Below are 12408 nucleotides of genomic sequence, written 5' to 3' on the forward strand. Positions count from 1 at the left end.
TGTGTCACCAGTCCTCCCGGTCGTCATCCACTGCCGGGGCGGCTGTCAGTGCCTGCCACTCGTTGCAGATCTCCTGTACGGCTTCGGCTGCGCTGTCACCGGCCGAGCCGCTCGACCGTGAGTCGGCGCTGGCGAGCGCAGCATTCAACCAGGCATCAGCTGTCATGAGGAGTTCCTGGACCACCGTCAATGACTTGCCGCGCTCCTTCACCGCGGCAGCGACGCGCGCATTCCGTCGTGCGACATCATCACGGCTCTCGTCCGCCGCCTTGGTGAGGTCGTCCTCGAGGGCAGCCACGCTCTTCCAGTCGGCAGCCGCGCCCGCTCGAAGCAGAGACTCAAAGTGACGGGACTGCTCTGCGGTCAGCGGGAGTCCAACCTCTGTGGCCGCCGCCAGGGCGTCGCGGATCGCTGCCATGCCTTGGATCCCCGAGATACCTCGGGGCTGACGAAGCCGGATGGCATCGAGCATTTCCGCAAGCCTGGTGAACTGCTCATCGATCAGGGACGGCCACGATGCGAAGCCATTAACCGCTGGACGCACCCACGTCGGTACGTCGACCCCATCGATATTCCAACTCCAGGTCGTCGCAGCCTTCGCCAGGAGAGGCATGACGCGCGCAGCATCGATCATGGTCACAGCGCCGATACCCTGCGCGATACCGACGGCGTGCCGGAGTTGCTTGACGAGTTCGGGGCGCGCCTTGAGGTGCATTTGCAGGGCACCTGTCCACGTGGTGGTCCGGATCAGGTTGTCTTCGCGGCTCCATTCTTGCCCGTCGTCCAGCGCGGCGGACAGCAGATTCGCGGTGGTCATGCCGGGCCATGCCCGACCAGCGAGGGCCGCACCAAGCAGAGACGCTCGGAGTCCCACCACCAGGTGGCCGTCGGTGAGCTCCATGTGCCGCTGCAGGCGTTCAGTGAAGTCGGGCGCATGCTGCTCGGCCAGCGCAGCCAATCTGCGGATGTCCTCGGCTCGGGCCGGCAGCTTCCGCTCTGCCCGCAGCAGGCTGTCGAAGAACCAACTGTCCTTGGCTCGCCGTGTGAAGGTGATCGGCGCTTCTTCAATGCCGCGCAGGTTCTCCTTGGCACCCTCGATGGAAACGATGGTTGCCTTGGGGGGCCAGGCTGCTCTCTTCAGGTCTCCCAGAGCCTGCTCCCTCATCAGTGGCGCGTTCCACAGGTACCGCTGGACCACTGCGGTGGACACGGTGCTTCGGATACGGAGAGCGGTTGCCGTGTCGAGCATGCCCTCGCGTGTGCTCCACTCATCGACTGTTTCCAGCATTCGCTGAAGTTCCCTGGGGAGTTCATCTGTCTGGCCCGCGGGCCTCGTGTTCGTCTGCGGCTCGTCAGGCTCCTTCCGTTGACGGATGGACCCGGAGGGATCACGCGGCATTTCGCCGCCCAGAGGTTCCAGCGCAAAAGCGTCCAGAACCGTGGTGCTCAGGGCGCTGGCATGAGAAGGGGCATCACCCCAGAACTCAAGGACTATCTTGCGCCGTTCCGCCGAAGCGTGATCACGCTCGTCTACATGGAGGCGAACATCGCGGTTGAGAGGTTCGTCGATCGCCGCAGGGCGGAACTGCTGCCGGAATGCCGGGCCAGGGAACTCACCCCGCTGCAAGTCGCCCGCTTGCTCGACCAACACCGGTCGAACCACGCTGCCCAGTACGACACGCGGATTGAAGGACCACGGTTTGTCTTTGGGAGCCGTTGAGTGAACAGCCCTCACCAGGGCCGACTCGTTGAAGGGATAGAGACCAAAGCCGTCGGGCGTCGCACCGAACGTCTCGTGACACTCCGCCTGCAGGTCGCAGGACATGCACTTATTTGGAATTCCGTCAGAGGAACGCTCCAGGCCCTCACGGCCAATACGGCCGGCGTTCAAGTAGCGGCCCACAAACGAGGCGATCTGCTGGCTTCCCGACTCTTCGGGGCCGAAGGGAACATCCAGGTGGTAGACGTACCCAGTGGCCGCCTGCATCCTGGTCAGAGCAGTCTCGGGGAGTGAGTGGAAGTAGCCCGTGGTCACGGCCATGAGGGTGCGGATCGGCGCGAGTGTCGTCTGCCCCTCCCGATTGGCTGCCTCCACTACGGCATCAAGCAAGTCACGTTGCACGCCTTGGATGAGGGCGAAGTCCTCGATGAGTAGGACGATCTCCTTCCCCTGCCGGTGGTACTCCTGCCGCACCTGCTGCATGGCGTCCAGTAGACGGCCAGCCCCTAGGTTGGCTGCACCCTTGATAGCCGCCTCAAGGTGGCTATTGAGCAGGTCCACGGCGATAGCTTGAAGGTCGCCTCGGGTGCTCATGGTGCCGAGGAGCCGCTGGGCCATCCCCGAAACGGACTCGATGTCGCGAATGTCGAGAGGGAGGTCGCTGACGCTGAAGCCCTCGGGGCGATCAGCCTGCCCTGCCTGACGGTTGTGAATGAGTTGGGTGGCTAGTTCCGGTACGAACTTTCCCGGGGCCAGCATCTCAGCCCGAACATGCGGGTCGAGGAGAACGGCAGCCAATTTCCCAGACCCAACGAACATGCGCCCCAAGCCCGCTACCTCTGCGGGAGAGGTGGCCTCAAGGGCTTCGCTCAATTCGTTGAGGATTCGCCTCGCAAGCGACTCCTCATCGATGCCCTCCGTAAACCTGTTGATGTCCTCCTTCAACTGCGCCAAGTCGCTGCTCTCTGCATTCGCGATCAGAGTGCTGACCACGGCCTTGAGACTCGTCTTGGACTTCTCGAGATAGATGACCTCGCGCCGGTCCATGTCGGCAGCGTTTGCAGCGAGTCGCTCACGCACCCAGCGTACAAGATGCGACTTACCGGAGCCCGAATCACCCACGACCGGCATGAGCAGGGCGCCGCTATCAGGCTGAAGCGCAAGAAAGTCGTCGAGAACAGCTTGTTCGTCGATCGGCTCACCTTCAAGGACGAGTTCCTTTTCATCCATGAGCCGAGCTCGCTTGATCCGCAGCGGCGCATGGGTGGCCAGGAAGACGGACCGTGGCGGGCTGACCGCTTCGGTGTTGATCGTGGAGGCCGCTGTTGAGGGATCCCAACAGATCATTCTGCCGAAATCAGCCACGGATTGCCTCCAGAATGGTGATGTCGCTGACCGGACGAGGGCTCGCGGGCCTCTCCGGGTCATGTACGAGGAGGATCTTGCGAGCATCGTCGTCGTGCTCCAGGCGAATCCACTTCTCGTCATGGCCGCGCAACAGAGCAAACGAGAGTGCAGGACCCGCCACGTTTTCACCAGGGTCAGTCACTCCGATGGCGAGAGAGTGGGCTCCTCCAGGTAGGACGGGAAGGCTCTCGCGTAGGGTCCGCAAGGCTTCGACAGCATTGACGCGTTGCGTAATCTGCCACAATTCGTTCACCGTCTGCTTGATTGCCGCCGTGCAGTCGGACACCAAAGGGCTGCGGCCCTCGCTTCGGATCAGTGGCGCCGCTGCCAGCCCGAGTGCCGGCGCCCAGTGTCCGAGACGCAACCAGCGTGTCTCATTCGCGAAGATGGGATGCACCTCCGGTCGCAGCACCCTGTCTTTCTCAATGTCCTTGTCCAGGAGCTTCTGTGCGGTGACCCAGTCGACGGGTTGATCCATGGGGTCAAGCGAGAGCAACCAGGCGAGCGCGCGCGTGAGGTCACGAGGGCCCGATAGGTCGTTGTCGGCACCCAAGTTGATGTTGCGGTCGGCGTCAAGGACCGCTCGGCGCAGGATCGAGGTATAGGCATCGAGATCACTGCTGCTGGTCAGTTCACGGGCCGGGCCGGCGAGCGAAAGTTCCTGGCTTTCGCCGTCGATGTGCACCAGGCCGAGGTCGGAGAGTGAACTGATCGCGTTCTCGAATGGAGGCCGCGACTTTGAGTCTTCAGGCTGCAGGGAAGGAGGGCTCACCAACGCTCGCGCCTCGTTAACAGCGATGCTCTTGCCCAGGTAGGCAAGGAGGCGAACCACCGCCCACGTCTGAGAGGGCAGGGCTGCATCTACGTTTAGGAGAGTCATCAGAGTTCCTCCAAGGCGCGGCGGATCGACAGGCTCGCCTCGTATACATCGACGAGCGGTGTGCCCGCCCTCTCTGGGTGGCGCATGTTCCGCGGGTGAATTAGGTAGGTGGGAGCGTTCCAGGCAAACCGGTCCCCGACGTCGTAGCTTGGGCTGTCAGAATCAGGAGCCGCCAACCACATCATGGGACCTGGCCAAGAGGTCAGGAGAGCACCATCCTCGTCGAGGATCACCGTGCGGGTCCGCGCGGTTGTCTGAAGTAGGTTCCTGGTGTGGGCGTTGAGACCCGGTCCGCCGACGACGGCGATCCCCCGCCGTACGAGTTTCTCCACCAGGCGCACGACCAATACGCAGTCGCTCGGCTCCTGCCACCACAGGCTCAAACACTGGCGCTCCCCGAAGTACCGGGCCAGTGGAAGGCGGCCGTGGTTCTGCGGCGAGGGAACCAGTGGGCGCGGCTCACCAGCCAGGCGATAGAAGCCATTCGGCTTGAGTTGCGCGCTAGCTCGGCAGCGAGGGCACCCTCGGCAGTTGATTCCGGTTCGGAGTTCTCCCTCCCCATCGGGGACACGGTAGTAGGCGCCGAGCACGTCGCCGATACAACGATTTCCGCTTAGGGCGGCTTTGAGTCCCCGCAGGGAAGACTGCTGGTCACGAAGCAGTTTGTTGCGCTCACTTTCAAAGTGCACTCGAAAGTGGTCGGGGTTGTTGGTCTGAGGGTCTACCAGTTCCACATCGACGTACTTGTTAGCGGTCTCGTAGAAATACTGTAGGCGAGCTTTCCACGTGGCATCTGATTCGGTCTCGCAGCGCCTGGGTGGCTCGGGAGGGTACTGTCTAATCAGTCCGGCTCTCACCATGAGGTTGAGGATCCGAACGTTCCATGAACGACTCGTGTTGTAGGCCACGGACATGTCGGCGGGGTAGGAGTCGAGATCAAGCCGGTAGAAATCTCCCACTGAGGTCTTGCTGTGCCACATTGCCTCCCACCGCTCCAATGCCCGCGGCGCACCGATGATTGCTTCGCCGTTGATGTGCTCGGCGACCTTCTCGTCCTGCCGCGTTGTGGCCAGATACGCGACCGATGGGCTGCCATCGCGACCGCCTCGGCCGACCTCTTGGTAGTAGCGGTCCACCGTTTCGGGCAGACAGGCATGCACGATCGTCTTGACATCCGGGAGGTCGATGCCGAGCCCAAAGGCGGACGTGCCGACCACGATGTCGTACCGGGTAGCTGTTGCCTCCTCAGCCGTGCCGTCAGTCGTCCGTCCACCCCATCCTTCCAAGGCTTCGCGACGTTCGGCATCGTTGGCCTCGCCCGTGACGTGGACGACGCGCTGCATGCCTCGCGCATGCAGACGGTCGGCCCACTCCTTGGCGTCCACGACCTTCGTCGTGTAAATAATCAGCGGTTTAGGCAGCAGCGACACGGCGTCGAGGACTGCAATCTCCCTCTTCTCCTCGTTCGCACATGAGTCGATGTAGTAGCTGGGCTCATGGCGGAGTTGGCCAGCCCACACGATTTGTGCAGCTTGTGGAGCGGCAAAGAGGGTCTTGAGGGTCTCCATCTGCTGCGCGGTGAGCGTGGCGCTCATAGCGACGGTGACAGGCCGGCGTTCTGGCGGGGATTTGCTAAGCCACGTGCGGCGATGGCTGGACATCGTTTGGAATTCAGTACGGAAGCTGTTTCCCCACTGCTCAACGAGATGGGCTTCGTCGATAATAAAGTATTGGAGCAGGCCCGCTTCTGCCGCGTCCTCCAGCGGCTGCTTCAGGCTTCGGACGAGCGACTCGGGTGAGGTGAACACCAGGCGCTGTCGCCCCGCAGCAATATCCGCCCGCATCTCTGCTTTCTCGTCGGGCGACAGGCCACTGGTGTAGGCGTAACGGCGGGTTGGGCTTTGGTGTCCTTGCCGTTCGATGAGATCCCTCGTACGCCGCTCCATGTCGACAGCCAGGATGCTCGTGGGCACGACCACCACCGACACACCGATGCTCTTGCTCTGCAAGAGTGCGGGCGCCATCGCCACAGCTGTCTTCCCATGCCCCGTGGGCAGACAGATGATCGTGGTGCTACCCGGTGCGGCAAGCGCCACTGCCCGGGCCGCTTGGCGTTGCCCAACGGACACGTAGCCGCTGTGGTCGTCACCCAGCGCGGAAGTCCAGAACGGGTCGGCCGAACACGGTTCAAACTTGCGGCGATGCTGGGCGTCCTGGCCGAGGTAGACCTGCTGAAGGTCTACCTCGGCTGCGGTACGGGACGTCGCATCCGGCGTCGCGGGCCACCAAGGCTCCGCAGTCACGTACACATGCGAACCACCGCGGCGTGGCCCGGTTTGGCAATGCAAGGCCTCCCACTGATCCCGGCGAGGCAATTGAGGATCCAAGGGAACTTCGAAGCCGGTCGTGTTTCCTCGGGCCCGAGCTTCCAAGAGGATCTGCCGGGTCAGCGAGACAACGTCTCGCCATCCTGTGGAACCGTTACTGAGGCCTACAAGCGCGTCAAGGAGACGTCGCAAAGTCCCCTTGGCCTCGATCTCGGACGGGATTTCCGGCCAGTTCCTGAACAGGGCGACGGCGCCGGTCCAGTTGTCAGTTGCCACGGCGGACCCTCCTGATGAGGCCCGTCTTCACCACACAGGTCGCGGCCACGAGTTGGATCTTCGGAGTGCTCAGCCCCTCCACCAACGCGTCGGTGACATTCACGTCGACGGCGTAGCTCTCCCTGTCCTCAAGTAGGCGGCCGGCAGCTCGGCGGGCTTCTGCCTGTGCCTTCGCAACGGCAAGGCGCTCACGCCCCTGTTCCTGGGCACGAGAGCAGCGGTCGATCAGCTTGGTCGCCTGCTTCAACTCACCGACTGCGACGGCTTCGGCAGCCCTCACCGACACTTCATAGCCAGGACGGCCGTCGAAGAGGTCCGTCAACTGGTGAATCGACTTTGCGTTGAAGTTGCGATCTTTGGCATTGTCATAGGGCGCGTTCAGCCAGTTCAGCATGCCGTGGTCAGTCAGGGCCTCGTGGCTGCCAGCCGGGACCCACACCTTCAAAGTGAAGGGAGGAAGAAGCCGGTCGGCCTGGTGTCGCAGAGCAGCCGTCGCCTGGACCCCGCCCTGCGTGAATGCCAGTGCCGGAGAGATGTCCGCTTCAACGAGATAGTCGAATCCGAAGTATGGCTCGTGCTCGCCCAGATAGTCCCTGTCAAAGCGGGCAAATGCTGTGGCCTGACCTCGGTCGTCGAAGGCGATGGCGTTCGAGAGTACGTCGATGAGAGGGTTTCCGACGCGGAAGATCCGTGTTCCGGGGAACCGCAGAGCGGTGGACCGATTGAACGCGCCACGAGCTACCTCAGCGGAAAGACGCTTACTCTCATACAGGTGAGGAGAGATGAGTGGCGGAGGGGACAGCCTGAACTCCTCGCACTCGCAGCCGTTGATGACGCGCGAGTTATGGCGCAGCTTGATTCCGCTCGTGCCCTCCCCATCTCCTGCATACCGAAGCATGACGTCCCGAGTGGTCTGCCACTCCTGCTCGATCTCCCCCAAGCGGACGGCGAAGTCGGTCTGCTGAGGAGACGCGTCGTAGATCGACTCGAGCATGTCCATCTTGTCGATCACACGCCGGGCCGCGGCGAGTTGGGAGCGAACGCTCCCAGCCAGATCGCCAAGCCCCTCGGGGCCGTGCTCAAGGGCTTCGCTCCAGACCTGAGGAAGGTGTTCCGCGATGGCGTCCTGCAGTGTGGACACCGACGCGGAGAAGATCTCGTAGCCATCGGTAAGCAGGGACAGCCAAGTGCCGCTGTAGGTTTCAGCATCGACAAGAGCGAACTGGCGGGCCGGGTCTGACTGGCTAAGCGACTCGACGCCGCGGTAGCGGTCCACCCGGCCGAGGCGCTGCTCAAGCTGGTTTGGCGACCACGGCAGGCGCAGGTGGATGACTGTGTCGGCGATCTGGAGGTTCAGGCCATCCTCGGCGGAGTCATCCACGACGAGAACGGGAGTCTTCCGGGCGGCGCACTCCCGCCACGCCTTGATCGCATCTTCCGACGCCTTGAGACCGACACCTCTGGAGTGCTCGGAGACGGACGCCGTCCGAAAGCGTGTCCGCAGTCGCTGGGCCAGCTGTGTCGCGAGTGTGCCGGGGCCGCAGAAGACCACGATTCGTCCGCCCCCGCTCAGGGCCGGCCGGAGAGTCGCAGCGAGATCATTAAGCTCGGCGTCGGAGTCTGAGTCGGTGATTTCCAGTTCGAGCTTCTCGAGGATCTCCGCTTCGTGGGGGGAGAGAGGCGGGTCTGCGAGATAGGTGCGTTCACGCAAAGTGAGGCCCGCCCGCTGTGCTGCAGGCTCGTCTCGGCGGACGCGCCACCGGAGCGCATCGATGTAATCCGTGGACGCACCGCCGAGGCGCGAGGCGAGTACGCACAGCGCGCGAGCGTACTCACCTCGCGCGCTTCCGCGGTCTTCATCGAGCAGGCGACCCCAGGTCTGGGTCTGCCACTCCAAAAGACTCTCTGCGGCAGGATCGTAGGACGAGGTCACTGTCAGTGGTGTCGGTTCGGCACGACCACGCACTTCGTAGGGGGCAAGGACCGCGTCCTCGTCATCACGTAGGACGCGGGCCCGGCGGTGCCTGATAACACGGCGGTGCAGGCGATACGTCTCGCTGATGTGCGCCCGCAGCTCGGCGATGCGCAGGGTCAGGGTCGGCTCGCCGGCTTCCTCGCGTAGATCACCGTCTTCGTCCAGGAGGTCCAGGACCTGTGCGGACAGATCGTCGAAGCGCGCATCTGCGGGCAGCACCTCTTTGATGAGGTCGAGCGCGGACGGCAGGAGCATCGGGAAGTCGGCATTGAGGCTGTAGACGCGGTCGGCCAGTTCCGCGCGACGATCGTACCGGTGCTCGAATGCCTCCCGATCGCTCCAGCGGTACATATCGCGGTCGAGGAGGTGCAGAAGGCCTAGGTGTGTTGTGTAGCTGGAAGTCACTGGCGTGGCTGACAGCAACAGAAGCTTCGAGGCGGAGTGCGCAAGTCGGCACAGGGCCTGGTAGACCTCGTCCGTGTCATCTCTGTCCTGGACCAGCAAGTGGGCCTCGTCGACTACCACGAGGTCACTCCCGTGGTAGTTCTCCCACTTTTCGGGTGTGTCGTGCGAGGTGATCGTTACCCGCGCAGGGAAGTCCTCGGTGAAGAACTTGTCGCGCAACTCGGCCTGCCACTGCCGGCGCAGCGGGTCGGGGGCGACGACAATCACCCTGGCTTGAGGGTTGTCGATCAAGGTCTGACGGATGACGTATCCGGCCTCGATGGTCTTACCGAGGCCGACCTCATCCGCGAGGAGATACCGCTGGACTGGGTCGGACAGAACAGTCAGAGCGGCGTTAACCTGATGCGGGAAGATCTCGACCGCAGACGACAGGAAGGCAGAGATGCCAGCACTGGCCGCCCGCTGCGCGGTCAGGTTGTGCAGCATGGGCAGGCGGGTGTCGTACAGGTAACCGGACTCGTTTCCTCCAGACACCAGGACCTGCAGGGGGTCACGTACCGGTTTGTCCCAGCGCACACGGAGTTGGGACTCGGGCACCGGCAAGTCTGAGTCGAAATTGGGGAACCGGATGTAGTACCGCCCCCCGATGCGGTCCCTCACCCGCCCGGCCTGCCACTCACCGGTGCTGGGGTTGCGCCGGAACACGCGGGTCTCCGGTTTGAGCCTGACGTGTCGACAGTCAGCCGCTGGCACCGTCCGTGACTCGAGTTCCGGTTCAGCGACAGACTCGAAGAAGTCCACGCGGAGCGCGTCGCCGATGACGGCCCCTACCCGGCCGATTCCGGGCGCCCCTGTGAACTCGACGAGGTGCCCGACTCTGAAGCCCGACGACATCCTTCTTCTCGCCCCCCACCTGCATGTATATGAACGTCGACGAGCTTAGAGGGAACCACTGACAACAACATCGAGGACACTTCTCACGCATTCGTACACCTACTCGATTAAGGCCGGGAGATACCCCGGTTGCAGCATCTCAGCAGCCGGATATTTCGGTGTGATTTCGCGCAAATCGTCCCCACTCGTCCTCCGGTACGGCTGTGAGGGGAGATGTCCGAAACGGATCTCACAGCGGGCAGCTATAGCGCAGGTGTCAGCGACTCCGCTTACCTTCCAGCAGCAGTACCGACGGCCCTCGCCTGCACAACTGCGTTGGGTCCGGGGCGGGCGGCATTCTCTGCAGCCTGGACCGACGCCGCTGTCGTGCCGCCGCCCTGCGGTGTGGGAGGCGAATCCCAGCCAGAGTCTGGCGGGGCGGATGCCTCAGGATTGTCAGTGCCGTGAGCTGTACTGTTTGGACGTTCGCCCCGCCGCCCGTCCGCCGCTGGAGCAGAGCGCAGCCATTCCTACCCCCGAGACAGAGAGTAGATCGTGAACGTCCCCGCTCCTGCTGGCATAGCCACACTCATGGCATACATCGCCACCATCCCGGCCGCCAACCTGGCAGTCACCCACTTCGGAGCCGTACCGGTCGGCTTCGGCTACGCCGCCCCCGCCGGCGTGTACATGGTGGGCCTGGCACTCGTACTCCGTGACCTTGCACGAGAAGCGGCTGGCCGTGGTGCCGTCCTCGCAGCCATAGCCATCGGCACTATCCTGTCGTACTTCTTGGCCGACCCCGCCCTCGCCGTGGCCTCAGCAGCGGCCTTCGCGGTTGCCGAGACTATGGACTTCGCCGTCTACGAGCCGCTGCGGCAGCGAGGGCTGCTGATCGCGATGCTTGCCTCGAACGCGATCGGACTCCTCTCCGACAGCCTCTTGTTCCTGAAGCTCGCCTTCGACTCTTTCGAGTACCTGCCGGGACAGATCCTCGGCAAGGCGTGGATGACCCTTGGGGCTGTTGCGGTCTTGACCGTCCTCCGCCGGCGGAGGCGGGCTACCGCCTAACTTTCGACCACCGCCTGCCCGCCCAGAGCACCTTGTTGCTGCCCGACCTGGGCGGGCTAGTGTGATGCGCCCGAAATCCTGAGGGTTAGTTCTGCTCGGTTGTCTGATGGCCTTTGACCTTGGTGAGGTAGTCGGCGAGGGAGTGCAGGATCTCGTCAGCAGTCTTGGTCCATCTGAAGGGCCTGGGGTTCTCGTTCCAGGTGTCGGTCCAGGCCCTGATGTCGTCCTCGAGTGCTTTCACCGAGGTGTGGACACCACGCCGGATGAGCTTGTCCGTCAGCAGGCCGAACCATCGCTCCACCTGGTTGAGCCAGGAGGAACCGGTCGGGGTGAAGTGCACGTGGAAGCGGGGGTGCCTGCCCAGCCAGTTCCTGATCTCGGCGGTGTTGTGGGTGGCGTAGTTGTCGCAGACCAGGTGGACATCGAGTCCGGCGGGCACGGCCTTGTCTATCGTGACCAGGAACTTCTTGAACTCCACAGCCCGGTGGCGGCGGTGGAGCTCGCTGATGACAGTGCCGTCGGCGATGTTGAAGGCCGCGAACAGGCTGGTGACCCCGTGCCGCAGGTAGTCATGGGTCCGCCGTTCGGGCATGCCCGGCATTATCGGCAGTACCGGCTGGGAACGGTCCAGAGCCTGGATCTGGCTCTTCTCATCGACACACAGCACCACCGCTCGCTCAGGCGGGTTGTGGTAGAGGCCGACGACGTCCACGACCTTCTCCACGAACTGCGGGTCGGTGGAGAGCTTGAAGGTGTCCTGCAGGTGCGGCTTGAGGCCGAACCGCTTCCAGATGCGCCCGACGGTCGACTTCGACAGCCCTGTGTGCTGGGCCATCGAGGCCCGCGACCAGTGCGTGTCCTTGCCCGGAGCGGACTCCAGGGTGGCCACGATCACCTCCTCGACCCGGTCGAGGAGAACGGAGGGTGGCCGGCCCGGCCGGGGCTCGTCGTGCAGGCCGACCAGGCGCCTGGCGACGAACCGGGCCCGCCACCGCTCCACGGTCGACTCGTCCACCCCCAGATCCGCCGCAGCTTGCTTGTTCGTCCCGCCCTCCGCGCACCGCAGCACGATCTTCGCGCGCAGGGCCAAGACTGCGACGTCTTCGCCCGCCGGGCCCACCGCGTCAGCTGAGCCTTCTCAACCTCGCTCAGGACCAGGTCCGCCTTCGGCCGCCCGCCACGACCGGCGTCCTCGAGCCCGGCCATCCGCTCCTCGGCGAAGCTCCGGCGCCACTTGTACACCGTCCTGACCGCGACGCCGAGAGCCCGCGCGGCACCCATGTTCGTCATGCCATCAGCACACGCCAGGATGATCCGGGCCCGCTCAGCCAGACGCCGGTCTGCTAATCCCGCACGACGCACCAACTCGGCACGCTCAGCCTCGGACAGCACGATCTCTACAGCGGACGGCCCCGGATGCGACATGACCAACAAGGTAGCAACTTACCCTCAGGATTTCGGGCGCATCACACTA

5 protein-coding genes and 1 pseudogene are annotated in these 12408 nt (G+C 63.7%); 1 reads left to right on the forward strand and 5 read right to left on the reverse strand.

Annotated features, from left to right (window positions below):
- Positions 1-4: 4 nt before the first annotated feature.
- From dpdH to dpdE, 4 genes are read right to left on the reverse strand one after another with little or no spacing between them, the layout of a single operon-like run.
- On the reverse strand, positions 5-3085 hold the full coding sequence (dpdH, locus tag NQU55_RS34670) for a protein DpdH (protein ID WP_256791765.1): 3081 nt from the start codon (positions 3083-3085) through the stop codon (positions 5-7).
- On the reverse strand, positions 3078-4007 hold the full coding sequence (gene dpdG / locus NQU55_RS34675) for a protein DpdG (protein WP_168091610.1): 930 nt from the start codon (positions 4005-4007) through the stop codon (positions 3078-3080). Before dpdG ends, dpdH begins: the two co-directional genes overlap by 8 nt.
- Entirely contained in the window at positions 4007-6610 is a 2604-nt protein-coding gene (dpdF, locus tag NQU55_RS34680) for a protein DpdF (protein WP_256791766.1), read from the reverse strand. Before dpdF ends, dpdG begins: the two co-directional genes overlap by 1 nt.
- Positions 6600-9884 (reverse strand): protein DpdE, encoded by a 3285-nt coding sequence (gene dpdE, locus NQU55_RS34685; protein ID WP_206329027.1) that lies wholly within the window; start codon positions 9882-9884, stop codon positions 6600-6602. Before dpdE ends, dpdF begins: the two co-directional genes overlap by 11 nt.
- A gap of 570 nt (positions 9885-10454) precedes the next feature.
- Here dpdE and NQU55_RS34690 point away from each other — a divergent pair.
- The gene (locus NQU55_RS34690) at positions 10455-10934 is read left to right on the forward strand and encodes a VUT family protein (RefSeq protein WP_168091611.1); all 480 of its coding nucleotides are present in this window, start codon (positions 10455-10457) and stop codon (positions 10932-10934) included.
- An 85-nt stretch (positions 10935-11019) separates the two neighbouring features.
- Here the strand turns inward: NQU55_RS34690 and NQU55_RS34695 are convergent.
- Positions 11020-12359: pseudogene (locus NQU55_RS34695) on the reverse strand (IS630 family transposase).
- Positions 12360-12408 lie beyond the last annotated feature (49 nt).

It is taken from the genome of Streptomyces telluris (assembly GCF_024519335.1).
GTDB lineage: Bacteria > Actinomycetota > Actinomycetes > Streptomycetales > Streptomycetaceae > Streptomyces > Streptomyces telluris.